Genomic DNA, 25,020 nt, shown 5'->3' on the forward strand with positions numbered 1-25,020 from the left:
CTCGGTCGCCCGGCCCGGTATGACTTTCTGCCCCTGTCGTTCGGATGATCCGGGGGGTGTTGTCGCCGGGTCGGGTGGCGTCGGCGGACCGCTGATAGGGACACGGCCACCCCGTGTTCGGGGTAGGTCTCTTCGTAACGTGGCTGCCGGCAGTCCGACGCCCTGACTGCGGCCGAGGCCACGATGCGATGCGTGGAGGCGGGTGTGGTGCACGACGGATACGGCGTCTACCTCGGCTTGGACGTCGGCAAAGGTGAGCATCACGCGGTCGGGCTGGCCCCGGACGGCAAGCGGCTGCACGACGCGGCGTTGCCGAACACCGAGGCCCGGCTGCGGGAGCTGTTCGACAAGTTGGCTCGTCATGGCCGGGTGCTGGTGGTGGTCGACCAGCCCGCCTCGATCGGCGCCCTGCCGGTGGCGGTCGCCCGGGCGTGCGGGCATCAGGTTGCATACCTGCCCGGCCTGGCGATGCGCCGAATCGCTGACCTGCATCCCGGCTCGGCGAAGACCGACGCCCGCGACGCCTACGTCATCGCCGATGCCGCCCGCACCCTGCCGCACACCCTGCGGCGGGTCGACGTCGGCGACGAGGCCCTAGCCGAACTGGAAGTCCTGGTCGGCTTCGACGACGACCTCGCCGGCGAGGCCACCCGCATCTCCAACCGGATCCGTGGGCTGCTCACCCAGATCCACCCCGCCCTGGAACGGGTCCTCGGCCCGAAAGCGCACCACAAGGCGGTCCTGGAGCTGCTGTCACGCTGCGGCGGCCCGGCCGGGCTCCGCAAAGCCGGCCGCCGCAAGCTGCTGTCGATCGCCGCCGTCCACGCCCCCCGGATGGGCGAACGCCTGGTCGAGCAGATCATGACCGCCCTCGACGAGCAGACCGTCACCGTCCCCGGCACCCAGGCGGCGGAGACGATCCTGCCCCGTCTCGCCGACAGCCTCCGCGACGTTCTGCGACAACGTGACCAGGTCGCGAAAGAGGTCGAGAGGATGCTTGATGCGCACCCTCTTGCCCCGGTCCTGACCTCGATGCCCGGCATCGGCGTCAGGACCGCCGCCCGGATCCTGCTCGAAGTCGGCGACGCCAGCAGCTTCGCCACCCCCGGCCACCTCGCCGCCTACGCCGGACTCGCCCCCGTCACCCGACGCTCCGGCACCAGCATCCGCGGCGAACACCCACCAAGGGGCGGCAACAAACACCTCAAACGCGCGTTCTTCCTCGCCGCGTTCGCGTCCCTAGCCGACCCGGTCAGCCGGGCCTACTACGACCGCAAAAGAGCCGAAGGCAAACGCCACAACGCCGCCCTCATCTGCCTCGCCCGACGCCGCTGCGACGTCCTATACGCCATGCTCCGCGACAAGATCCCCTACCAACCCCGCCCCACCAGCCCCGCCACCGCTTGACCAAACCCATAGGGACACCCCCCTCTCACCCCCTCCCACCCCCGCCCGACCGGGTTGATCAAGAGGTTTGCGTCAACTTGAAGATCGAACTTGACGCAAACCTCTTGATCACCAGCCCCAGCCGGCCGACCCCGGGCACGGCGACCGGGTCAGTCGCGTGATCAAGAGGTTTGCGTCAGTTCTTGGTCGGATGTTGACGTAAAGCTCTTGATCAACGGGGTCAGACGGGAGGCGGGAGGGGGGCGGGGAAGGGAGGAGGGCGGGGTTAGGCGATTGGTTCGCGGGCCGGGGCGGCGGGGCGGGTGGTGTCGGGGGTGACGCGGGGGTCGCCCTCGTCGGCGAAGTAGTCGTCGGGGGTGGTGCCGTCGGTGCCCTCGGCCACCTTCGCCGCCCGCAGCGCCAGCGTGACCAGCGCCCCCACCACCAGGTTCACCAGCACGGCCACGATGCCCACATAGATCGTCTTCTTGGTGTCGAAGCCGAAGTCGGACAGCGGGAACGCCGACCCGCCGAAGTGCGCGCGCTTCGACGCCGGGTTGGGGATCTGGTAGAGCATCCACATGCCCAACCCCATGCCGACCGCCCAGCCGGCGATCAGCGCGCCCCGGTGGAACCAGCGGGTGTAGAGGCCCAGCGCCACCGCCGGCAGCGTCTGCAGGATGATCACGCCGCCGATGAGCTGGAGGTCGATGGAGAACTGCGGGTCGAGGAAGACGATGCAGGCCACCGCGCCGACCTTGACCACCAGCGAGGCGATCTTCGAGACGTTCGCCTCCTGGGCCGGGCTGGCGTCCCGCTTCAGGTACTCCTTGTAGATGTTGCGGGTGAACAGGTTCGCCGCCGCGATCGACATGATCGCCGCCGGCACCAGCGCGCCGATGCCGATCGCCGCGTACGCCACCCCCGCGAACCAGTCCGGGAACTGCTGGTCGAACAGCACCGGCACCACCGTGTTGCTGTCGACGGTGTCCTCCTTCGCCCCGGGCAGCGGCTTCACCCCGGCCGCGATGGCCATGAAACCGAGCAGCGCGATCAGACCGAGCAGCAGGCTGTACGCCGGCAACGCCGACATGTTCCGCTTGATCACGTCCCGGTTCCGGCTGGCCAGCACGCCGGTGATGCTGTGCGGGTAGAGGAACAGCGCCAACGCCGAACCGAACGCCAGGGTGACGTACTGGAGCTGGTTGTTGGCGTTGAGCAGGATGCCGTCGTTCGGATTGGGTGAGGCGGCGAACTTCGCGTCCGCCGCGTCGAAGATCGAACCCCAACCCCCCAGCTTGTACGGCAGGTAGATCACCGCCACCAGGATGACGATGTAGATCAGGGTGTCCTTGACGAACGCGATCAGCGCCGGAGCACGCAGCCCCGACTGGTAGGTGTAGGCGGCCAGGATCGCGAAGGCGATGATGATCGGCAGGTGCCGCGCCACCGCGCTGTCCCCGGTGACCCCCATCGTCTTGAGCACCGCCTCGATGCCCACCAACTGCAACGCGATGTACGGCATGGTCGCGACGATGCCGGTGATCGCGATCAGCAGCGCCAGCACCGGCGAGTCGAACCGGCGGCGGACGAAGTCGGCCGGCGTGACGAAGCCGTGCCGGTGCGACACCGACCAGAGCCGGCAGAGCACCAGGAACACCAGCGGGTAGATGACGATCGTGTACGGCACGGCGAAGAACCCGGCCGCGCCCGCACCGAACATCAGCGCCGGCACCGCCACGAAGGTGTACGCCGTGTAGAGGTCACCGCCGACCAGGAACCAGGTGATCCAGCCGCCGAAGCTGCGCCCGCCCAGCCCCCACTCGTCGAGGTGGGCCATGTCCTTCGGCGCCCGCCACCGGGCCGCCACGAAACCCATGCCGCTGACCAGCAGGAACAGCACCGAGAAGACGATGATCTCGGTCAAGTGATCACGCCACATCAGCGGGTTCCCCGCTTCTTGGTCATCTGGTAGACCAGCGTGGTGGTGGCCACGCCGAGCAGGATCCAGACCAGTTGCAGCCAGTAGAAGCGCGGAAAGCCGAACAACCGGGGCGAGTCCGCATTGAAGAACATCGGGATCAGCGGTACCACGATCGGGATGAAGAGCAACCAGTTCCAGGGGCTGTGGTCCTTCGCCCTGGACGACGCCGCACGCGGCGTCTCCGGTTCGGCAGCGGTCATCTGACCCACCTCCGGTAGTCGTGCCGGCCAGTAACGGCCGGACGCTACGACCCGGTGAACCCGATCACGTTCAATCGGCGCGCGACGATGCGCTCAACGGCCGCCCGGCTGCGCCGAACGGTGCGACGCACGGACAGACACATCGACCCGCGACGAACGATGCGGCGGTTCACGACGAACCGGGAAACGACGAACCGGCCCGGGACGTCCCGGGCCGGCCGGCGGACTATCCGTGATCAGCGGGTCGGGAGGTGGGCGGTGTCGTTGACGGAGCGGACCGCGACGCCCCCGTCGGGCCACATGTCGAGCACCGAGATGCCGGCCGCGTCCAGGTAGAGCCGGTGCAGGATGGCGTCGCCGGCCGCGAGGGCGTCGCGCAACGCCAGCTTGATCGGCGAGACGTGCGAGACGACCACCACGGTCTCCCCGGGGTACGCCTCCCGCAGCGCCACCATCGCCCGGTCGACCCGCTGCCCGACCTCGGTGAACGACTCACCGCCCGGCGGGGCGACCCGGGTGGAGGCGAGCCAGGCGTCCAGTTCGCCCGGCCACCGGTCGCGTACCTCGGCGAAGGTGTGGCCGTCCCAGTCGCCGAAGTCGCACTCGACCCAGTCGTCCTGCCGACGGACCGGCAGACCGCCGAGCGCCCCGGCGATCGCCTCGGCGGTGGCCGTACACCGGGACAGCGGGGAGCTGAGCACGGCCGCGACGGACGGGACCAGCGCGGCCACCCGGGTGGCGGTGGCCCGCGCCTGGGCCTGGCCGGACTCGGACAGCGGCACGTCGGCGCGGCCGGCGTAGCGGTGCTGCACGGTCCACTCGGTCTCCCCGTGCCGGACCAGGATCAGCCGGGTGGCGGTGAAGCTCGGCCTCGGCTCCCAGGAAGCCTTGGCGGTCGCCGGGTCGGTCCCGGCGCTGCGGGTGGCGGCACGGGCGGCCACCTCGCGGGCCTGCGCCCGGCCCGGCGAGTCGACGCCCGCCACCGACCGGGACGGCTCGTCACCGGGAGACCGGGACGCCCCGCCGCCGGCCGGTACGGCCGCCGCGCGGGACGGTTTGCCGGCGGCGGCGTCCATCGCCGCGTTCGCCAGGGCGTCGGCGTGCCGGTTGCGTTCCCGGGGGATCCAACTGAACCGGACGCTGTCGAAGCGGTCCACCAGGGCGGCGGCCCGCGCGGCGAGCGGACGCAGCCCGGGGTGCTTGATCTGCCACCGGCCGCACATCTGCTCGACGACCAGCTTGGAGTCCATCCGGGCGTCGACCTCGACCGCGCCCAGCTCGGCGGCGGCCTCCAGCCCGGCGATCAGCCCCCGGTACTCGGCGACGTTGTTGGTGGCCGTCCCGATCGCCTCGGCGCGTTCGGCCAGCACCTCCCCGGAGGCCGGGTCCCGGACCACGGCACCGAAACCGGCCGGCCCGGGGTTGCCCCGCGACCCGCCGTCGGCCTCGATGACGACCGCGCGTACCGCCACCGGGCTACAGCCCCGACTCGTTGGTACGCACCATGATCCGCCGGCAGTCCTCGCAGCGGACCACCTCGTCCGGGGCCGAACTGCGGATCCGGGCCAGGTCCGCGCCGGACAGCTCCAGCCGGCAGCCACCGCAGCGGCCCGCGGTGAGCAGCGCCGCACCGAGGCCGGTGTCCGCGCGGATCTTGTCGTAGAGGGTGACCAGGTCGGCGGGGAGGTCCGCGGCGAGCGGCTTACGCGCGCCCTGCTTGAACTCCTCCTCCTTGGCGATGGCGGCGAGGCTCTCGTCGCGGCGCTGCTCGGCGGCGGCCCGCCGGTCCCGGGTCTCGGCGAGCCGGGACTCGATCCCGTCGAGGGTGGCCTGCGCCGTCTCCCGCTGCTCCATCAGCTCCAACTCGGCGTCCTCCAGGTCACCCTGGCGGCGGTTGAGGGAGACCAGCTCGTGCTGGAGCGCCTCCAGCTCGCGGGCCGGCCCGCTGCCGCTGGCCAACCGGGACTCGTCCTTGCTCTTGCGGGCCCGGACCTGGTCGATGTCCTTCTCCAACCGGGCGATGTCGCGGTCCAGGTCGTCGACGGCGACCTGGGCGCGGACCCGCTCGTCCTCCAGCGCGGACAGCTCCCGGGCCAGGCCCTCCAGCTCGGCCCGTTCGGGCAGCGACCGGCGGCGGTGGGCGAGCTGGGCGAGGGTGGTGTCGATCGCCTGGAGATCGAGCAGGCGGCGCTGGACCTGGGGTTCAGCCTTCACGGTCGGGGCTCCTTGTCGTCCATCGCGGGTGCGGCGGCGTGCACGGTCCACGGGTCGGTGTCCAGATCGGACACCACGGTCTCGACGCCGAAGTCGGCCCGCAGGTGGGCGGCCACGTCGTCCAGCCAGGGTCGTTCGGTCGCCCAGTGCGCGGCCTCCAACAGGGCGGGCCCACCGGCGGCGAGGTGCTCACCGGAGGGGTGGTGCCGCAGGTCGGAGCTGAGGAACGCGTCCACCCCGGCGGCGGACGCGGCAGCCAGGAAACCTTCGCCCGAGCCACCGCTGACCGCGAGGGTACGCACGATACGCCCGGGATCGCCTCCGGCGCGAACCCCCCAGACCGTGGCGGGCAGGACGGCGGCGGCGTGCCGGGTCAGCTCGGCCAGCGTCAGCGGGGCGGGCAGCTCGCCGATGCGGCCGATGCCCCGACCACCACCGGCGGACGGGGCACCGGGGGCGGACGGCGCGAGGGGACGCAGGCCGGTCAGCCCGAACCGGGCGGCCAGCGCGTCGGAGACGCCCGGCGCGGCGATGTCGGCGTTGGTGTGCGCCACGTAGAGGGCCACCCCGGCGCGGATCAGGTCGTGCACGATCCGCCCCTTCCAGGTGGTCGGGGCGACCGAGGACACACCACGCAGCAGCAACGGATGGTGCGCGACGATCAGGTCGGCCCCGGCGGCGAGGGCCTCGGCGACGGTCTCGGGAACGACGTCCACCGTGCCGTAGACCCGGCGGACCGGGTCGGTGGGCTCACCGAGCACCAGACCGACCCGGTCCCACTCCTCGGCCCAGGCCGGCGGGTAACGGCGGTCCAGCGCGGCGACGACATCGGCGACGGACGGCGGGGACGCGGTTGTGCTCACGGCCGGTCAGCTTACCGGCGCGCACTGGCGGCCACGCCCACGCCCGTCCGGCGGGTCAGGCGGCCGAGGCGGCCCGGGACCGGTCGGGCAGGGCCGCCACCGCCGCCTCCCACGGGAAGGTGTGCAGGTGCCGTTCTCCCGTACCGGGTGGGTGCAGCGGGTAGACGTGGTCGCCGAAGAGCACCGTGGCACCCCACTCGCCCAGCCGTTGCAGACCGGCCCGGAACGCCGGGTGCGCGGCCATCGCCGCGTTGGTGAACGGCACCACCACCACCGGCACCCCCCGGCCCTGCCCCTCGACCAGCAGGCCCAGCGCCAGGGTGTCGGTGATCCCGGCCGCCCACTTGTTGACCGTGTTGACGGTCGCCGGGCAGACGACCATCGCGTCCGCCGGGGGCAGCAGATCCGGGTCGCCCGGGTTCTTGTAATGGGTACGCACCGGGTGCCCGGTCTGCCGGGCCAGCTCGGCCCGGTCCACGAACTTGGCCCCGTCGGGGGTGGTGACGACGCAGACCTCCCAGCCGTCGTCCTGGGCGAGGCCGACGAGTCGATCGAGGTGACGGGCCAGCGGCGAACCGCAGGCGATGACGTAGAGCACGCCGCGGTGCTCACTGCTCTGGTGGGGGCTGCCGCTCATCCGGCCGCCGCCGTGTTCATACTCCGACTCCCATCTGCTCAGCCAACTCCGCTATCGGCGCGGGCAACGCACCCCGTGTGCGACGCAGCACGTCGGACATCACTTCGTGGGCGATGGGTCGGCAGCGGATCTCGGACGGGGCGAGCCGGTCGCCGCGCAGCAGCATCTCCCCCGCCTTGGCGACGTCACCGAGCTGGGCGTAGCCCCGGGCGATGTCGAGCAGGTGGTGGGCCCGGCGTTCGGGCAGCAGCCCGTTGAAGCTCGGCTCGGGGATGCGCTGGTGGATCTCCACGGCCCGCCCGCCGTCGCCCAGCTCCACGGCGGCGGCGGCCCGGTGCAGCTCCAGGTTGGTCGGGCCGAACGAGGTCCAGTAGTGGTTCTGGTCGCCGCCGAGCATCAGGGCCGCCTCGTGGGCCCCGTGCAGCAGGTCCTCGACCGTGTCCGAGTCGCCGAACCGGGCCGCCGCCATCGCGCCCTGCAACAGCAGCATGCCGTAGACGGAGAGCCGGTCCGGCGCGCTGTCGTTCATGCCGCCGGGGGCGAGCCGGTTGGCGATGCTGACGTTCAGCTCCAGGGCGGGCCGGGCCCGGCCCATCGCCACCAGCGCGTTGCAGACCCGGGCGGTGGCGACACCGGCCAGCAACTGGTCGTCGGCCCGCTGGGCGACCGCCATCGACCGGTCGGCGGCCAACCAGGCCAGCTCGCACTCGCCCAGCTTGCGCAGCACCGAGGAGGCGATCTGGTAGACCTGCCCGAGCAGGTGGGCGGCTTCCTTGCCCTGCTCCCCGCCGTAGCCGGCGTCGGCCGCCTGGGCCTCCCGCAGCAGCTTCGGCAGCGCCCGGGTGAGCATCCCGTAGCGGCCGTACTGGTAGGTGAGCCAGGCGTGCGTGACGGCCTTGCGCATGTCGGACAGCGGCGGCGGGTACGCCACGGCGTCGAAGTAGACGGTCATCGAGGCGTACTGCTCCAGGGCGGCCCGGATCTCCTGTACCTCGACCTGGTCGATGCAGCTGAACGCGTCGCTGCGCCGTTCCGGGTCCTTGCCGAGCAGCAGCTGCACGTCGATCCGGAGGATCACGGCGATCTCGTAGAGCACGGAGAACTTGTCCAGCCGGCGGACCCCGCGCTCGACCTTGTCGACCCAGCTCTTGGACTTGCCGAGTCGGTCGGCGAAGACCTGCTGGGACATTTTGCGCCGCCCGCGCCAGTAGGCCACCCGCCGCCCTATCGGAAGCTCGTCCATCTTCTCCCGTTCCTCCCCCTCGTGGGTCGTCCGACCGGGCTCCGGACGACCCGCACTGGGCGCCTCCGATCCGTCCGTCCCAGGTATTCGCTGGTCGCACAGGGTGTACGTCGTTCGTACACCTGCTTTTCGTACCTTCGTGCAAGTTGCATGAGCCGTTCGTCAGGTCAACGATCCCGGATCACGACAGTGACGGCGCTCGACGTGAGGGGTGGCGGGTGACCGGTCGAGGCCAGAGGAGAGCACGGGACATGTGGGGGAACGTCGGGCCACGGGTCGCCCAGCTGTCGCCGATCGAACGGGTCCGGCTGCGCCGGATCGCCGTGCGGTACGCGGTGCACGGCTGGGAGGTGACCCCCGGCGCCTGTCTGGCGCGCAGCCGCTTCGTGTGCGGCCGGGCCGGCTGTCCCACCGTCGGCTGCCACCCCGCGCTGGAGAACTGGGAGCGGGGGGCGAGCACCGACCCGGCCCGGGTGGCCACCTGGTGGCGCAGCCGCCCGCACGGGGTGCTGCTGCCCACCGGTCGGGCGTTCGACGTGCTGGAGGTGTCGGCGCACCTGGGCCGCCGGCTGCTCGACGCCGTGCCCGGCCACCCCGCCGGCCCCGGGGCCCGGGGCCCGGTGGTGGTGACCCCGACCGGCCGGTGGATGTTCCTGGTCCGCCCGGGTGACCCGCTGCGCCCCGAGCTGGAACACTGCTTCCACGTGGTCCGGCACGGCACCGGCTCGTGGATCCCCGCGCCCCCCACCAGGCTGCCCGAGGGCCCGGTGCGCTGGGCGGTCGCCCCCGAGCAGGCCCGCTGGCAGCTGCCCGACTCGTACCTGTTGCAGAACACCCTGATCGGGGCGTTGCGGGCCGACGGGGTGACGCTGACCCCGGAGCTGCTGCCCGGCCAGCTCCCGCTGCCCCGCCGCGGCCACTGACCGCCGGGGCGCGGCGGGACGGGCGTCGGCGGGGTCGGGTTCCCGCCAACGTCCCCGCCGACGCCGGACTCGTTGCACACCACGACGGCGCGCACGCGCCACCGGAGCGGGGGTAGGACATGGCCAGGGACGACGAGATGCGGCACACCGGCGGCACCGAACCACCCCACCGGCGACGGCCCCGACACTGGTCGGACACCCGGCCCGCCGGTTCCCGACCCGGCCGCCCCCGGCCGACCGGCTCCCGCCCGGCCGGCACCCACCGCACGGCCCGGTGAACGCCCGCACCGGGCACGCTCGGGCGAACGCCCACACCGTGCCCGGCCGGGTGAAAACCCGCACCCCACACGGCCCGGTGAACGCCCGCCCCCCACGCGGCCCGGAGCACCCCGGACTGCGGGCCGCCGGCCTGTGCGTCGGCGCGCGTCGTCCACCGACCTGGTGACACTCGGCACGGGCGGTCAGTCGGCCAGCGGCAGGGCGGTGGAGCGCAGCAGCCGACCGTCGTCGGTGACCACCGCGTGCAGGTGGCCGGGCAGCCGGTCGAGCCAGCCGATCCCGGCCACGCCCATCGCCACCGCCGCCGTGGCGTACGCGTCGGCGACGCCCAGGTCCGGGCCGACCACGGTGACCGAGCGCAACCCCCGGGCCGGGCCGCCCCGCCGGGGATCGACGACGTGGTGGCCCCGCTCGTAGACGCCCGAGGTGGCGACCGCCAGATCGGTGCCGGTGAGCACCAGGCAGGTGGCGTACGCGTCCCAGGGGTGCCGGACGCCGATCCGCCACGGCTGCCCGGACGACGAGTGCCCGCGTACCCGGACGTCACCGCCGGCGTTGAGGCAGTGGTCGACCGCCCCGGCGGCCACCAGCCGGTCCGAGGCGACCTGCGCCGCCCAGCCCTTCACGTAACCGGAGGGGTCCAGCCGCCCGGTGGCGTACGCGTCGAAGAAGCCGTCGGTGTCGCCCCACAGGTCGGCGCAGCGGGCCAGCACCGCCCGCAGGTCCGCCGACGCCCCGGACAGCGGCAACTCCCCCCGGTCGACGCGGCACACCTCGCTGTCCTCGGCGTAGGTGGTGAACCGGGTGTCGACCTCGCGCAGCCAGTGGAACGTGTCGTCGGCCAACTCGCGCAGGGTGGCGGCGGGCAGGTCGTCGGCGAGGTCCAGGCTGATCGCCGTACCCATCACCTGCTCGACCCGGCGCAGGCCGGGCCGGGTCACCGGCGCGGTCATCAGCGCACCTGGTCGAGGGCGGCCTGCAACGACTGCCGGTAACCGTTGCTGGTGGCGGTCGCCTGGGAGACGGTGTCCAGGTTGGCGTCCTGCTGGCGTACCACCGTGCCGGAGGTGCCGCTGTAGGTGTCGTCGACCCGGTTGCTGCGCAGGTCGGACTGGCCGCCCTGGGGCAGTTCCAGGGCCACCGCGTTGACGATCTTCGTGCCGGTGACGGTGATCTGCACCTGCACGTTGCCGAACTCCGTGACGACCACCGGCCCGGTGACCTTGCGGGTGGTCGACTTCGGCGCGGCGGCGCTGGTCCTCGGGGCGGCCGGGGCGCTGCGTGGGCCGGCTCCGGTGCCGGTCCGGCCCGCCCCCGGGGTGCGGGCCGCGGTGGTGCCGGGTCGGCCGGTCGGTCGGGGTTTCGCGGCGGCCCGCTCCGGAGCCGCGCCGGGGGTGGCCGCGGTGGTGCCGCCCGGCGCACCGGCCGGCAGGTCCTGGGCGACCTGGCGGGCGTCCGGTGCACCCTTGAGCACCACCAGGGCGGTGGTGCCGGCGGCCAGCCCGGTGATCGCGAGCAGCGCGCGACGCATGTCAGGTGCCTTCCTACAGCTCGAACGGGGCGAGGTGGATCTGCCGGCGGGGCACACCGGCCTGGCGGAGCACCCGCATCGACGACTCGACCAGCCCCTCCGGCCCGCACAGGTACACGTCGCGGCGGATCAGGTCGGGCACCAGCCGGCGCAGCCCGTCCGGGCTCATCACCTGGCGGGGGCCGGGGTCGTCCCGGGAGCCGATGACATACCAGACCGACGTCTGCCGGGCCTGGGCCAACCAGTCCAGCTCGTGGTGCAGCAGCACGTCGGCCGGGGTGCGGGCCCGGTAGATCAGGGCCGCGCCGGGTGGCAACTCCTCCAGCATCGCCCGCAGCGGTCCGATGCCGCTGCCACCGGCGATCAGCAGGGCCCGGTCCCGGGTCCGGTGCGCGGCGGTGAACGTGCCGGACGGGCCCTCCACCCAGACCCGGGTGCCGGGGTCGAGGTCGCGCAGGTCGGCGGTGTGCCCGCCGACCACCTTGACGGTCAGCCGCAGCCAGCGGCCGTTCGCGGCGGCGGAGAGCGAGAACGGGTGTGACTGCCACCAGCAGCCCCGGGTCAGGAACCGCCAGCGCAGGTACTGCCCGCCGAGCAGGTCGAGCTGCTGGAGCCGACGACCGGTCAGATAGAGCGACACCGTGTCGGGGCTCTCCGCCACCACGTCGGCGACCCGCAGCCGGTGCCGCAGGTTGAGCAGCAGCGGCGCGACCAGCCGGCCCCACACCAGGGCGGCGGCGACCAGCAGGTAGCCGGCGATCCAGCCGGTGCGTACCGGGCCGGGTGGGAAGAGCTGCGCACCGTTGCTGAACTGGTGGCCGAAACCGAGCAGCAGCGCCAGGTAGCTGGTCAGGTGCAGGTGGTACCAGAGTTCGTAGGGCACCGCCCGGCGGACCGCCCGGATGCCGGTGCAGCCGACCAGCACCAGGATGCCGGCCGCGACGAACGCGGACACCATGTCGTCGAAGTCACGCAGCAGCACCCCCACCTGGGCGGTGACCGGGTTGCCCTGGGTGCGCGCGTAGCCGACCACCAGCAGCGACAGGTGGGCCAGCACCGCCACCAGCAGCGTCGCGCCCAGGTCCCGGTGCACCCGGGACAGCCGCTCGCCGCCGACCCCGCGTTCCAGCACCCCGAGCCGGCTCATCATCAGCACCTGCACCAGCAGCAGGTAGCCGGCGACCAGGCCGGTGACCCGACCGGCGGCGGTGAGCACGTCGGCGGTGCCGGCCAGCGAACCGGCCGGGGTGTCGAGCCACCACGGCAGCACCGCGGCCACCAGGCCCACCCAGAACAGCCCGGACACCACCCGCCGACCGGCCGACCCCCGTCGTGGCAGGGCGGGCGGCGGGCGTACGGACGCAGCCGACCGGCCGCCGGACCGGGACGGGTCCCCGGTGCGACGGCCGGCGGCGTGCATGTCCTGATAGGTCACGCGTAGAGCTTCATCGGGGTGTACTTCTTCCTCGGGAAGATCTTGTCGACCTGGGCGGTGGTCAGCCCGAACCGGCCCTGCGCCACCGCACCGTAGACGTCGAACATGTTGTTGTACTCAGGTACGTCTCCCGAGTCCAGATCGCTCAATCCGTCCCACCTGCCGAGCAGCGAGCCGGCGAGCCGACGCCCGGACAGGATGGTGACCACCCCGCCGTGGCCGTGGTCGGTGCCGCCGCCGTTGGAGGCGACCCGACGGCCGAACTCGCTGGACACCATGATCGTGACGTCGGCGGCCCGGTCGCCCAGGTCGGTGAAGAACGCCGCCATCGCGCCGGCCAGTTCGCCGAGCCGACGGTGCAGCTGACCGCCGGGGCGGGTGCCCTGGTTCTCGTGGGTGTCGTAGCCGCCCATCCCGACCGTGGCGACCCGGACGTTCGACCCGCCCTTGATCAGCTGGGCGAGCTGCTGGAAGGCGTACCCGACGCCCTGGTAGGTCACGCCCTCCGCCGGCTGGTACGGCTTCGCGGCGAGCTGCTGGGCGGTCGCCAACGCGCCCATCCCCTCGATCACCGCCTCCTCGACGGGGTGGTTGATCCCGGTGAACAGGCCCCGGATCGCCTTCTCGGTGGCCGCCCGGTAGCGGTCGTCGCCGTTGAGCCGCAGCGAGCCGACGCTGTTGAGCGACAACGCGCCGTTCGTGCCGACCAGTGAACGGGGCAGCGTGCTGCCGATGCCGACGCTGCGGAACGCGGTGCCCTTGCCGAGGGCGTCGACGAGGCTGTCCAGCCAGCCCCGGCCGCCGGTCTCGCTGGGCAGACCGCCCAGGTTGCAGGCGTCGGCGGCCTGGAAGTGGCTGCGCGACAACCGCTCGTCGGAGACCGCCGGGACGAACCCGAGCTGACCGGCCTTCAGCCACTTCTCCAGCGGGGCGAACGCGCTGGTCAGCTTGAACCCTCGGCCCAGGGCCAGCGAGTCCCCGCCGAGCAGCAGGTCGGGGCGGGCCCTGGCGAGCACCGGGTCGTCGGCGGGGGCGACCAGGCTCAGCCCGTCCAGCCCGCCGTAGAGGAAGACGTGGATCAGGGTGCCGGTCCTCGTCGCCGCGAACGACGCGGAGGTGGTGACGAACTGGGCGGTGGCCAGCGTGGTGGCGGTGGCGGCGGCCCCGGCGACGAACGTCCGCCGGGTCACCCCGCGCCCGTCCTGCTGGGCCTCCTCCAGGTCCTCCAGCCGACGGTAGCGGTCGGCCTCGGCGGCGTTCTCGGCGGCGACCAGGTCGGCCTCGGCGCGCAGCAGCGCCTCGGTCGGGTCGTCGGCGAGGCGGCGCAGGTCGGGGCACTCGGGGTGCAGGGGGAACGCGGGCACGGTCTTCTCCCTCGGGTGCGTCACCGGCTTGTCCATCGTCTGCCTCACCGCAGGTGGTGCTGGGGGGACGCGAGGATCGCCCGCGCGACGGCGGCGATCGCCCCGTCGAACGTGGCGTCGACCCGTGCGGTGGCGGACACCCCGGCCACCCCGAGGATCAGGGTGCGCTCCCGCGCCGACAGCTTCTGGTGCACCAGCCGCAGGGCCAACGCGTCCACGTACGCCCCGGCGGTCGGCGGCGGCTTCGCCACCAGCTTCTCCGGCCGGGTGTACGTGAACTGGGTACGACGGCCGGCGATCAGCTCCGCCGCCTCGTTCCAGCCGTTGACCATCGTGCCGGCCGACGTCCAGGCGACGTAGACGTCCGGGTAGCCGTCGGGGGTGGGTTGGCCCATCGGGTACTGGCCCAGCTCGCGCAGCTTGTCGTGGATCTGGCGCAGCCCCTGGGCGAAGGCGGTGCGTTTGCTGTCGCCCTGCCGGAAGCCCGGCCCGGCCTGCGGCCCGACGCCCAGCGTCCGGTACGTGGCGACCAGGTACTCCATCGGCCGGCGGACCTTCTGGCCGACCGCCGCCCAGAACTCCGACGAGCTGAACAGCGACATCAGCAGCGGCTTCACCGAGCCCCTGTTGACCGTGTAGATGTTGGCGAGCCGGTCCACCAGGGACTTCGGCGGGGTGTCCGAGACGAACCGGGTGGCCAGGCTGCGGGCCACGTACCTGGCGGTCGACGGGTGCAGCGCGATGTACGTGATATAGGCGTCGATGACCTGGTCGGCCTTCTTCGGGTCGGTCGAGTCGTTGGGGTGGCTGAAGCCGAGGATCTTCACCTTGCCCCGGTAGTGCCGCTCGGGACGGAAGACGTACCGCCCGTCGTCGACGCCCCGGCCGGTCTGCAGCAGGGCGGCCTGCCGGACGTCCTTCTCGGTGTAGCCGCCGTCGACCCCCACCGAGTACAGCTCCAGGTTCTCCCGGGCCAGGTTCTCGTTGACCGCGTCGGCCCGGGAGTCGTTCTGGTTGAGATAGAGCAGCAACGCCGGGTGCCTGTTCGCCGCCACCAGCATGTCCGGGTAGCTGCCCATGGCGTGTTTGCGGACCACGTCCCGGTCGAACGAGTTCCGGTACGCCTCACCGCCGTCGAAGTCCGCCGCGACGTGCAGGAAGTCGTTCCAGAAGTCGACCATCACCTCGTACAGCTGCCGTTCCGACCAGATCTGCCGGGCCAGCGTCCCGTCGACCATCTCCCGCTCCGGCTGCGCGCCCCGCGCGTTGAGCTGTTCCCGCTGGTCGCGTAGCTGCTGGCTGGTCAGTTTGAGGGTGGGCAGCTCGGCGAGCTTCAGCTCGGCGGCGCTCGGCGCGATCTTCTCCGGGTCGAGCTGCTGGCGTACCCAGGCGTCGATGCCCATCCGCCTGATGTCGGCGAGCACCTTCGGGGTGGCCCCGAAGGTGGCCCGGCCGGCCAGGTGCCGGACGGGATCCTTGGCCAGCACGGTCCGCACCGTCACCGGGGTCCGCGCCGCCGCGTCGGCCGGGCCGGAGAAGGTACGCCCCCCGCTGGGCGAGTTCTTCTTCAGCGCCGCACCGGCCCGGGAGCCCATGTAGCTCTCGTTCTGCTCGGTGTAGGTGCGTACCGTGCTGGGCTGCTGGCCGCTCGGGCGGGCCGGGGTGCCGTCGGTGGCGGTGACGCCGGTGGCGTCCCCGGCGGCGTCGTCGCCGAACAGACCACGCACCTGAGGGCTCATCGCCAGCGCCGCGCCGCCCGCCACCACGGCGGCGGTGCCGCCCAGCGCGACCAGTGCGCGCCGCCGGCCGACCCGGTCGCGGTCGCGGTCGTCGCCGTCGCCGTCGTCGTCGTCGTCGTCGTCCAGGTGCGGTAGTCCGGTGCCGGCCGGCTGGTGGAAAGCCTGCCGACCCAACCCCTCGGGCCCCACCCACTGTGGTCCCCGGGACACCGGCGGGGGTCCGGCGGTCGGCTCGCCGTAGGGTGCGCCGGAACGACTCTCGTCGGTGGCGTGCGGTCGGCGGGGTGGCACCTTCTGGTCGGCCATGTACCGGTCCCGTTTTCTTTCGATGCGTCGTACCACTGCGGCCTGGGGCGGGCAGGGGTGCGGCGGCGGCTGCCGGAGGAGTCGTTGCGGGGAAGGTAGCCAAGGGGTGCGGCGCCTTCAAGGCGGGTCGCGGCGGCCCCGGCGGGCACTTAAGCCGCAGCTCAGCACCCCGGTTAGCCGGGCTGCCACACCCCGGTCGGCCGGCGGCGTCCCCAGCAGGGACGACGTGTCCGTCGGCAGCCCGGCCGTCACGACGCAGCGGTACGCGTCACCGCGTCCGACGTTCACCGGCACAGCGAAACTTAAGCCACCGGTAAGCCTGGGCGAAGAGTCACCGAACGCCCCCGCAGCCCGGTTTCACCCGGCCCACCCACCCGCACGCCGGGCCGGGGCCACCCGCAGCCTCGCCGCGCCCGTCCGCCAGCCGGGCCGGGCCCGGTGTCGTCTGTCGCGGTGCCGTCGACCGGTCTGCGTCGTTCGGTCGGCCGGGTGTGCCTTCGGTCGGCCTGTCCCCTTCGGCTGGTGGGTGGGACCGAAAGTAGCAGCAGCAGGAGGGCGTGACCCGCAGCCGGAGCGGGTAAGCCGCCGAACCGCTGACAAGCCGCCGAACCGCTGACAGCCGTGAGGGGAAGGCACCGCCATGCTCAGCAAAGAGGATCAGCGCAGATTCGAACAGATCACCCGGCAGCTCCGGGAGAGCGACCCGAAGTTCTTCGCGAGACTCGACCATCGGGTCCGGGCCCGGCGCGGACGCTGGCTGATGTTGCTGACCGTCATCCTGTGGGCGTCGCTGCCCGCGATGACCGTCGTGGCCGGACGGACGGCCGGTGCCGCGTGCGTCGTGCTCGTGGCAGCCAACACCGGCCTGATGTGGCATTTCCGGCACCGCTGGCGTTGACCCGCGTCATGGTCGACACCAGGGTGGCGATGGTGCGGGGTCGACGCGACGGGGACACCCCGACATCGCCCCACTGGTGTCGACCATGAACCGTCACGGGTCGGGGCGGACCACTGGTCAGGACGGGCCGAGGGCCTGGTAGGCCCGGCGCAGGCGTTCCAGCAGGCCGGGGCCGCCGATCGTCGCAGCGGGCGAGCCGAGTTGCCGCAGCAGCAGTTCCGGACCGGTGGCCAGGACGGGCGGCCGGTCCGGTAACGGCACCGGCGGCAGCCAGAACCGGTCCACCGCCTCGGTGAGCGGCGCGTCGGGCAGGTCGGCGAGCACCCGGGCCGCCCCCGCCACAGCGCCCGGTGGCCCGGATGCCACCCCTTCCACCACCGACGACCCGGGCCCCGACGTCCGATCGGGCGTACCGCCGTCCGGTACGCACGACGCCGGAACACCGGCCGGCCCGCCCGCCGATCCGGCACCCTGCCGCCCGGCCCGGGTGACGTCAGCCCGCCCACCCGCCGGGGAGAGCGCCTCCGGCCCACCACCCGGATACTCGTCGGCGGGGCCGACGACGACGGGGTCGGCACCGCCGGCGGGGTCGACGACGGCGGGCGGAGACGACCCGACCGCCCCGGCGGGCAACGGCCGACCGACCGCCTCGGCGCGCAGGGAGCGGAGCCGGCCCAGCAGGCCGTCGCGACTGCGGCCCCGCCAGTGCAACAGTTGGAACGGGTCGGCGTCGAACGCCTCGGCGAGCAGATAGAACGTCGCCGCGAGATGCTTGCACGGCACCGCGAAGTCGGGGCACCCGCAGCGTTGGGTCAGCTCCCCCACCGAGTCGGGGAACAACGGCGCACCGGCACCGGCGAACAGCTCCTCCAACTCGGCCGGTAGGTCACCGGCGAGCAGCCGGGCGCTGAAGAACGCCTGACCGGCCAGCTCGCGTTCGACCCGGGCCCAGAGCGCCTCCGGAAACGGCGGCAGGGTGATGACCACCGGGTAGGGCCGGGGGCGGGAGCCCTGCACACTCGCCTCGACCCGCCCGGGTGACACGTCGAGCCGGAGCACCTGCCCCCGGCGGGCGTACGCCCGGCCCCGGGTGAGTCGGGTGCCGAGCGCGAACGACTCCAGCACCTCCAGGAACCGCCGGGACCACCAGGAGACCCCGATCGCCCCCCGGGTGCTGCGCGCCCGCAATCCGCCGTCGACCCGACGCGGCGGGCCGAAGTCGGCGAACGCGCCCCCCACTGCGGAGCCCTCCGCCGCCGGACCGGTCGGCCCCGACCCGACCGGGTCAGGATCAGCCGTGCCGGGGCCGTCGGCGGGGGGTCCGGCACGCCGGGGGGTCATTCGACCACCGCCCCGGCGTCCAGCGTGAACAGTTCCCGCAGCTGCCCGGTGGACAGCTCGGTGACCCACTGTTCGCCGCTGCCCACGACCGATGCGGCCAGGGCCCGCTTGTCGGCGATCATCGCGGCCACCTTCTCCTCGACGGTGCCGGCGCACACGAACTTGCGGACCTGCACCCGTCGCCGTTGGCCGATCCGGAACGCCCGGTCGGTGGCCTGGTCCTCCACCGCCGGGTTCCACCACCGGTCGACGTGTACGACGTGGTTGGCGGCGGTCAGGGTGAGCCCCGTACCGCCGGCCTTGAGGGAGAGTACGAACAGGGCCGGTCCGTCCGGGGACTGGAAGCGGGTGACCAGGTCGTCCCGGTCGGCCTTGCCCACCCCGCCGTGCAGGTAGAGCACCTCGCGACCGAAGCGGGCCGACAGGTGGCCGCGCAGCAGCGCGCCGAACTCGGCGTACTGGGTGAACAGCAGGGCTTTCTCGCCGGCCGCGAGCACCTCGTCGACGATCTCCTCCAACCGTTGCAGTTTGCCCGAGCGGGCGGCCAGCGGTGAACCGTCGCGCAGCAGTTGGGCGGGGTGGTTGCAGACCTGTTTGAGCCGGGTCATGGTGGCCAGCACCAGGCCCCGCCGTTCCATCCCGTCGCTGGACTCGATCTTCGCGAGCATCTCGTCGACGATCGCCCGGTAGAGCGACGCCTGCTCGGCGGTGAGGTTGCAGACCACCTCCATCTCCAGCTTCTCCGGCAGATCGGAGATGATCGAGGAGTCGGTCTTGAGCCGGCGCAGCACGAACGGGCCGGTGATCCGGCGCAGCCGGGCCGCCGCGTCGACGTCCCCGTGCCGCTCGATCGGCACCGCGTAGGACTGCCGGAAGCTGCTGGCCGGGCCGAGCAGGCCGGGATTGGCGAACTGCATGATCGACCAGAGGTCGGCCAGCCGGTTCTCCACCGGCGTACCGGTGACGGCGACCCGGTGCCGGGCGGGCAGCGCCCGGACCGCCTCGGCCTGCCGGGTGGCGGCGTTCTTGATCGCCTGGGCCTCGTCGACAACCACCCGGTGCCAGCCCACCGACGCCAACGCGACCGCGTCCCGGGCCGCCACCGAGTAGGTGGTGAGCACCAGGTCGGCGGCGTGCACCGCCGCTTCGAACTCCGCTCCCCGGGCCCGGTCCGCGCCGTGGTGCACGTGCACCCGCAACCCGGGGGTGAACCGGGCCGATTCCCGCTGCCAGTTGCCGACCAGCGACATCGGGCACACCAGCAGGGTCGGTCCGGCGTCCGGTCGGTCCCCGGCGAGCAGGGCCAGCAGCTGCACGGTCTTGCCCAACCCCATGTCGTCGGCGAGCACCCCGCCGAGCCCCAACGACTGGAGGAAGGCCAGCCAGGCCAACCCGCGCCGCTGGTAGGGCCGCAGGGTTCCCTGGAAGGTGGGCGGCGGGTCCAGCGGGACGAGCCGCCGTTCGGCCTGCCCGGCCAGCAGGTCACCGAGCGGCCCGTCGGCGGTCACCTGAAGCACCGGCAGCGCCTCCGGGTCGTCCGCCCCGGTCAGGCCCATCTTGAGCAGGTCGGCGACGGTCAGCTCGCCGGGGGAACGCAGCAGTCGCAGGCCGGCGGCCAGCCGCTTCGGGTCCAGCTCCACCCACCGGCCCCGCAGCCGCACCAGCGGGGTCTTCATCGCGGCCAGGGCGGCCAGCTCGTCGGCGTCGACCGTCTCGTCACCGAGCGCCACCTCCCATCGGTAGTCGACGAGCGCGTCCAGCCCGAGCCCCCCGGAGGTGGCGGCGACGGTGCCCGGGGCGGTCCGGCTGCTGGCCCGCAACCGGGTGCCGAGCCGCGCCGACGGCCGCCGCCACCACGACGGCAGCAGCACCCCGAAGCCGGCGGCGTGCAGCACCGGTGCGCCGTCACGCAGGAACCGGTGCGCACCCTCGACGTCCAACTCCAACTGCTCCGGGGCGGGGGTGCGCAACGCCTCGTCCAGCTCCGGCCAGAGCCGCCCGGCCCGGCCCAGCTCGGCCAACAGGGTCTCCTGCGGGTCGTTCCACCGGCCGGCGAGCGCCGGCAACCGCTCCGGCGTCCGCCAGATGTCACCGGCTGCCACGTGCAGGCCCGGCTCGTCGGCGGCCTGGAGGCCGAACTCGATCCGCCACCGTCCACCCTGCCCGATGACGGTCGACGGGTCGGCCGGCACCACGGTCAGGGTTTCGACGATCTCGTCGTCGGCCGGCTCGACCAGCCGGAAACTGGCCCGGACCGGGCCGCCCACCGCGTCGCGCTGCCAGGCGTCCAGCTCGGTACGGAGGGTGGCCAACGCGGTGGGCTCGGCGGTGAAACGCCGCTGCGGCCCGGTCAGGGCCGCCAGCCAAGCGGCCGTCGCGCCGTCGCGCCGACCGCCCCGGACCAGGTCGGTGTCGGCCAGCACCCGGCGGGCGGCGGCATCGGTGAGCAGGTCCACCGCGTCGGCGACCAGACCTGCCGACCCGACCACGGCAACACCGGACCGCGCGCCCGCCGCCGCGTCGGAACCGGACCAGGCCCCGGCCGGCACGTCGACACCGGGTCGGGCCGCCGTGGTGGTGCCGGAACCGGGCGACACCTCCCCGGGTTCGGACCGTAGGCCGGTCGGCCGGCGTGACCCGGAACGGGAGCGGGAAGTGGGCGTGGGGGTGTCGACGGCGGCCCGGGTGGCCGGCGGCAGGGCCAGGGCCAACGACCGGGCCCAGGCGGCGTCCGCGCCGGTGAGCAGGGGTCGCCACACCGCCCATCCGACCGCCGCTCCCGCCGACGGCACCGACCGGCCGGCCGCCCGCCGGCCCGCCGGTGACCGGGGCACCTCCCCCGTCGGGCGGTCGGCCACACCGGGCAGCAACCGGCCCCGGGCCACCAGGTCCGCCGCGAAGTCGGCGAGCTCCGCGAGGTGCCGCAGGCCCGCCCCGACCACGGCGTCGAGCCCGTCGAGGGTACGCAGCAGGGCGAACGCGTCGTCCGGGGCGTACCGGAGGGCGGGGGTCCGCCAGGCGGCGAGGGTGACCGGGCCGCGGACCGGTTCCCCGACGGTGGCCGGGACCAGCTCCGGGGAGTGCAGCGGCGCACCGGCCCGGGTGGGGAGGGTGAGCAGCACGGCGTCGGCCGGGCGGTCACCGAACAACGCGCACAGGGCGGCCGGTTCGGCGGCGAAGGGATGGGGGCGTTCGCGCGGGGCCCGGCCGGGGCGGCGCGGCACCTGCGTCGGGCGGGTGGAATCCTCCGCCCACACCGCCAGACCGGCCCCGACCAGCCACACCCCGTGGACGACCAGCACAGTCTCCCCCTCGTCGACGCCCGGGGGCCAGGATAGGCGGCGGCGCACCGTTACCGTCGACGCCATGGTGGACCTGCTCGTCGTCGGTGGGCTGGGCGTCGACATCCGCACCCGGGTGCCCACGCTGCCGCTGCCCCTCGCCGACTCCGTCACCGTTCCCGGGATCGAGCTGCGGGTCGGCAACACCGGGTCGGGGGTGGCGCTGGCCGCCGCAGCGCTCGGACTGACGGTGACGGTGGTCGACGTGCTGGGGGTCGACCCGGCTGGCGACGTGGTCCGCGCCGCGCTGGCCCGCACCGGCATCCGGTCGGTGCTGGCCGACGATCCCGGGGGCACCCGCCGGTCGGTCAACCTGGTCGACCCGGCCGGCCGCCGGATGGCGCTCTACGACCCCCGACCGTGGCGTGGGGAGCCGCCGTTCCCGCGCGCCGAACTGGCCGCGCTGGCCGGCGGCGCGGCCCACGTCCACGTTTCGATCATGGACTGGGTCCGGGGCCGGTTGCCCACGCTGCGCGCCGCGCTGGCCCCGGGCGTGCTGCTCTCCACCGACCTGCACGACTGGGACGGCGACGACCCGTACCACCGGCCGTTCGCCGAGGCGGCGGACCTGGTCTTCGTCAGCGGCGTCCGGCTGGGCGACCGGGCCCCGGCGGTCGCCGCGGCGCTCGCCCCCCGGACGGTGGTGGTGACCCGGGGAGCGGACGGCGCGGACGTCCACCCGGGCGACCGGCCCCCGGTGCGGGTGCCGACGACGACACCGCCCGGTGCGGTGGTCGACACCAACGGGGCGGGCGACGCCTTCGCCGCCGGCCTGATCGCCGCCCGGCTGCGCGGGGCGGCGCTGCTGCCGGCCACCGGGTACGCCGCCCGGGTCGCTGCGGCGGCCTGCACCCACGACGGGATGGAGTATCCGACCGGGCTGTTCCCCGCCACGCCCGGCCCACGCCGGCCCGGCTGACGTCGTGCTCCGGCAGAGGGTCAGACCGCGCCGGTGCTGCCGTCGGTCAGCTCACGGAGGATGTCGGCGTGCCCGGCGTGCCGGGCCGTCTCCTCGATCATGTGCACCATGATCCAACGCAGCGACACCTCACCGAGCTGCGGCTGCGCGACCACATGGTCCAGGGGGAACCGGGCGGCCAACTCGCGGGACCTGGCACACGCCCGCTCGTAGCCGTCGGTGAGCTGGTCGAGGGTCTCCCCCGGCACCAGGGCGAAACTGGCCGCCGCGTCCTCCTCGGAGGTGGGGACGACATCGCCGGGGGCCGGGGCGAGCAGGAACGGGAACCAGTTCCGCTCGACCAGGGTGAGGTGCCGCAGGATGCCGGCCAGGGTGGTCGCCGACGGCACCAGCCGACGGGACGCCTCGGCGTCGGTCAAGCCCCGTGCCTTGCGCAGCACGGTCGCACGGTGGAAGTCGAGGAACGCGTCGAGCACCGCCCGCTCGTCACCGGTGCGGGCCAACACCGGAGCGAGCGTCGGGTCGATCTGAATCTCCGCCATCAGCGGACGATACCCGCACCCCGACCCGGCCGGCCGACCGGCGCGGTCCGGACCGTCGGAGCCGTCCCGCTGTCCCGGCAAACCCTGCGGCCCGGCGGCCGGCTTGGCAGGATGGGCGCATGTCTTCGACGGTACGGATTCTCCTGGCGGACGGCCCGGCTGACGGCGAGGCGGTCGACGTCGAGCTGGACAGCAACGACCGGCCCCCGCTGACCCATCACCACCTCGGCCCGCAGGGGCTGGCCGACGCCCACATCTACGAGCTGGAGTCGGCCGGCGACCAGTGGCGCTACCGCTGGCGCGGCCCGGTGCTCTGACCCCGCCCCGGTTGCCGGGAACCGACCTGCCCGCCGGTCCCGCCATCCGGGCCACGTGCCCGCCAATCACGCAACCCTCCGGGCCGCCTGCCCGCCGGTCAGGCAACCATCCGGGCCACGTGCCCGCCGATCAGGCGGCCATCCGGGCCGCGCGCCCGCCGATCAGGCGGCCATCCGGGCCAGGGTTCGTGAACGCAGGCCGTCCAGCACCGCCCGGGTGACCTGGGAGGTGCCCCGGGCCTGGTCGCACACCTCGGCGACGCGGCGGGCGGTGGCCTCGCGGCGGGAGTCCCGTTCGTCCCAGAGCCGGTCGACCTCCGCCAGCAGCGGACCCTCCACCTCACGCTCCACGCCGCGCAGCGCCGGCACCCCGAGCCGCTGGGCCAGGTCGAAGACCTTCCCCGCGTACGGCAGGGGCAGGAACGGGGTGCCGACCATCGCCGCGAAGATCAGGAAGTGCAGCCGCATGCCGACCGCCAGGTCGAAGTGCTTCATCAGGCCGAGCACCTGCCGGGGCGAGTAGTCACCGTGCAGGATGCGCCCCCGGTCGGCGGCGATCATGTGGGACAGCACCCCGTGCGAGTGCCGGATGTCGTCGCGTTCCATCGGTACGAACAGCACGTGCGCGTCGATCCGCTGCACCAGGAAGTCGCCGATCTGGGCGAGCAACCGGTGGTACCCGTCGACGTCGAGTCGTTCCGCGGCCCGCCCCGGCTCCCGGACGCTCAGCCCGACCAGCCGCTTGCCGGCGGGCACCCCCTCCTCGCGCAGCAGCCGGGCCGGAAAGTCCTCCGGCTCCAACAGGAACGCCGGGTCGGCGGTGACGGTGATCGGGTTGAGCAACCCGGCCTCCTCCAGCACCATCCGGGACTCCTGATCCCGGACGGTCACCTCGGTCGCCCCGGCCAGCGTCTCCCGGACCATGCCGGTGTCCACCCCGTCGTTGAGCGGCCCGACCCCCACCGCGTACGTCAGCAGGGGCAGCCCACGTTCCTGGGCGACCCGCACGACGCGCAGGTAGCGGCGGGCCTCCTTGTCGTACAGGATGCCGCCCCCGCCGAGGATGAGCAGGTCGAGCTGGGCCAGCACCTCGGCCGAGTCGACCCGGCTCACGCCCTCCCAGGGCACCGCCTCGACGTCGGGGTGGGCCAGCGCGGTGTGCGCCGGATTACGGGAGAACACGATGATCCGGGCGTTCGGCTCCTGTTCCCGCAGGTCGGCCAGCAGACCGGTGAGGATCGCCTCGTCACCGAGGTTCCGACCGCCGTACGAGCCGAGCACACCGATGGTCAATCCGGTGGGACCCCTCATCCGTCACTCCTCCCCAGAACCGTCCCGCCCGCATTCCCCCCCAACCCCAACCCATGCCCCAGCCGAGCCCCGCCCCCAGCCCTGCCCTCCCCTGCCCCGCCCGCGCCCCGTCCCCGCCCCGGTGATCAAGAGGTTTACGTCAATCCACCCGGGGCGGTTTCTAGGCTTCAGTGCAACTGATCTTGGGTTGGGTTGGAGGTCCTGGTGGCGAAGCCGGGTGTGTTGACGTTCGGGCATCGGCAGGTGT

At 73.5% G+C, this 25,020-nt stretch carries 21 protein-coding genes; 5 read left to right on the forward strand and 16 right to left on the reverse strand.

Going from position 1 to position 25,020, the window contains the following annotated elements:
* The first annotated feature begins 183 nt into the window (after positions 1-183).
* Positions 184-1,407: an IS110 family transposase gene (locus AB0B63_RS03685; protein ID WP_357014316.1), complete on the forward strand. Its 1,224-nt coding sequence runs from the start codon at positions 184-186 to the stop codon at positions 1,405-1,407.
* 265 nt (positions 1,408-1,672) lie between these two features.
* On the opposite strand, the gene mctP is transcribed toward AB0B63_RS03685, so the two are convergent.
* The 7 genes from mctP to AB0B63_RS03720 form a co-directional block, all read right to left on the reverse strand.
* Positions 1,673-3,328, reverse strand: a complete 1,656-nt coding sequence (mctP, locus tag AB0B63_RS03690; protein ID WP_357014318.1) for a monocarboxylate uptake permease MctP — start codon at positions 3,326-3,328, stop codon at positions 1,673-1,675.
* Complete coding sequence (locus tag AB0B63_RS03695; protein ID WP_208568789.1) at positions 3,328-3,570, reverse strand: DUF3311 domain-containing protein; 243 nt, start codon at positions 3,568-3,570, stop codon at positions 3,328-3,330. Before AB0B63_RS03695 ends, mctP begins: the two co-directional genes overlap by 1 nt.
* Positions 3,571-3,806: 236 nt before the next feature.
* Positions 3,807-5,042, reverse strand: a complete 1,236-nt coding sequence (locus AB0B63_RS03700) for a bifunctional RNase H/acid phosphatase (protein WP_357014321.1) — start codon at positions 5,040-5,042, stop codon at positions 3,807-3,809.
* Positions 5,043-5,046: 4 nt separating this feature from the next.
* Positions 5,047-5,784 carry a C4-type zinc ribbon domain-containing protein gene (locus AB0B63_RS03705; protein ID WP_357014323.1) on the reverse strand — a complete coding sequence of 246 codons (738 nt, stop codon included), beginning with the start codon at positions 5,782-5,784 and terminating at the stop codon, positions 5,047-5,049.
* A complete protein-coding gene (locus tag AB0B63_RS03710; RefSeq protein WP_357014325.1) occupies positions 5,781-6,647 on the reverse strand; it encodes a Nif3-like dinuclear metal center hexameric protein in 867 nt (288 codons plus the stop codon). Before AB0B63_RS03710 ends, AB0B63_RS03705 begins: the two co-directional genes overlap by 4 nt.
* 55 nt (positions 6,648-6,702) lie before the next feature.
* Complete coding sequence (locus tag AB0B63_RS03715; RefSeq protein WP_208568793.1) at positions 6,703-7,284, reverse strand: flavoprotein; 582 nt, start codon at positions 7,282-7,284, stop codon at positions 6,703-6,705.
* Between the two features lie 16 nt (positions 7,285-7,300).
* Positions 7,301-8,527, reverse strand: a complete 1,227-nt coding sequence (locus tag AB0B63_RS03720) for a helix-turn-helix domain-containing protein (protein WP_208568794.1) — start codon at positions 8,525-8,527, stop codon at positions 7,301-7,303.
* A gap of 251 nt (positions 8,528-8,778) precedes the next feature.
* Between AB0B63_RS03720 and AB0B63_RS03725 the strand changes: the two genes are divergently transcribed.
* Positions 8,779-9,450, forward strand: coding sequence for a bifunctional DNA primase/polymerase (locus AB0B63_RS03725; protein WP_208568795.1), 672 nt, complete (start codon positions 8,779-8,781; stop codon positions 9,448-9,450).
* Positions 9,451-9,911: 461 nt separating this feature from the next.
* Here the strand turns inward: AB0B63_RS03725 and AB0B63_RS03730 are convergent, their stop codons facing one another.
* Genes AB0B63_RS03730 through AB0B63_RS03750 form a run of 5 tightly spaced genes read right to left on the reverse strand, consistent with a single transcriptional unit; the run spans position 9,912 to position 16,104 of the window.
* Positions 9,912-10,634, reverse strand: a complete 723-nt coding sequence (locus AB0B63_RS03730; protein WP_357014419.1) for an FAD:protein FMN transferase — start codon at positions 10,632-10,634, stop codon at positions 9,912-9,914.
* A 47-nt stretch (positions 10,635-10,681) separates the two neighbouring features.
* Entirely contained in the window at positions 10,682-11,260 is a 579-nt protein-coding gene (locus tag AB0B63_RS03735) for an FMN-binding protein (RefSeq protein WP_357014328.1), read from the reverse strand.
* A 13-nt stretch (positions 11,261-11,273) separates the two neighbouring features.
* Positions 11,274-12,695, reverse strand: a complete 1,422-nt coding sequence (locus tag AB0B63_RS03740; protein WP_357014330.1) for a ferric reductase-like transmembrane domain-containing protein — start codon at positions 12,693-12,695, stop codon at positions 11,274-11,276.
* Entirely contained in the window at positions 12,692-14,059 is a 1,368-nt protein-coding gene (locus AB0B63_RS03745; protein ID WP_357014332.1) for a DUF1501 domain-containing protein, read from the reverse strand. The genes AB0B63_RS03740 and AB0B63_RS03745 overlap by 4 nt, the downstream gene beginning before the upstream one ends.
* A gap of 44 nt (positions 14,060-14,103) precedes the next feature.
* The gene (locus tag AB0B63_RS03750; RefSeq protein ID WP_357014334.1) at positions 14,104-16,104 is read right to left on the reverse strand and encodes a DUF1800 domain-containing protein; all 2,001 of its coding nucleotides are present in this window, start codon (positions 16,102-16,104) and stop codon (positions 14,104-14,106) included.
* 640 nt (positions 16,105-16,744) lie between these two features.
* Here AB0B63_RS03750 and AB0B63_RS03755 point away from each other — a divergent pair.
* Complete coding sequence (locus AB0B63_RS03755; protein ID WP_208568800.1) at positions 16,745-17,002, forward strand: DUF3040 domain-containing protein; 258 nt, start codon at positions 16,745-16,747, stop codon at positions 17,000-17,002.
* A gap of 117 nt (positions 17,003-17,119) precedes the next feature.
* On the opposite strand, the gene AB0B63_RS03760 is transcribed toward AB0B63_RS03755, so the two are convergent.
* Together AB0B63_RS03760 and AB0B63_RS03765 are read right to left on the reverse strand one after the other, a co-directional pair.
* Entirely contained in the window at positions 17,120-18,241 is a 1,122-nt protein-coding gene (locus AB0B63_RS03760) for an SWIM zinc finger family protein (RefSeq protein WP_357014337.1), read from the reverse strand.
* A gap of 98 nt (positions 18,242-18,339) precedes the next feature.
* Positions 18,340-21,645: a DEAD/DEAH box helicase gene (locus AB0B63_RS03765; RefSeq protein WP_357014420.1), complete on the reverse strand. Its 3,306-nt coding sequence runs from the start codon at positions 21,643-21,645 to the stop codon at positions 18,340-18,342.
* Between the two features lie 64 nt (positions 21,646-21,709).
* On the opposite strand from AB0B63_RS03765, the gene AB0B63_RS03770 reads away from it, so the two are divergent.
* On the forward strand, positions 21,710-22,603 hold the full coding sequence (locus tag AB0B63_RS03770; protein WP_357014339.1) for a carbohydrate kinase family protein: 894 nt from the start codon (positions 21,710-21,712) through the stop codon (positions 22,601-22,603).
* A 20-nt stretch (positions 22,604-22,623) separates the two neighbouring features.
* On the opposite strand, the gene AB0B63_RS03775 is transcribed toward AB0B63_RS03770, so the two are convergent.
* Positions 22,624-23,145, reverse strand: coding sequence for a DinB family protein (locus tag AB0B63_RS03775; protein ID WP_357014341.1), 522 nt, complete (start codon positions 23,143-23,145; stop codon positions 22,624-22,626).
* 119 nt (positions 23,146-23,264) lie between these two features.
* On the opposite strand from AB0B63_RS03775, the gene AB0B63_RS03780 reads away from it, so the two are divergent.
* On the forward strand, positions 23,265-23,462 hold the full coding sequence (locus AB0B63_RS03780) for a hypothetical protein (protein WP_357014343.1): 198 nt from the start codon (positions 23,265-23,267) through the stop codon (positions 23,460-23,462).
* A 162-nt stretch (positions 23,463-23,624) separates the two neighbouring features.
* Here AB0B63_RS03780 and AB0B63_RS03785 read toward each other — a convergent pair whose 3' ends face one another.
* A complete protein-coding gene (locus AB0B63_RS03785) occupies positions 23,625-24,773 on the reverse strand; it encodes a polysaccharide pyruvyl transferase family protein (RefSeq protein WP_208568804.1) in 1,149 nt (382 codons plus the stop codon).
* Positions 24,774-25,020: the final 247 nt, after the last annotated feature.

Source organism: Micromonospora sp. NPDC049081 (assembly GCF_040648835.1).
In the GTDB taxonomy this organism is placed as follows: domain Bacteria; phylum Actinomycetota; class Actinomycetes; order Mycobacteriales; family Micromonosporaceae; genus Micromonospora; species Micromonospora antibiotica.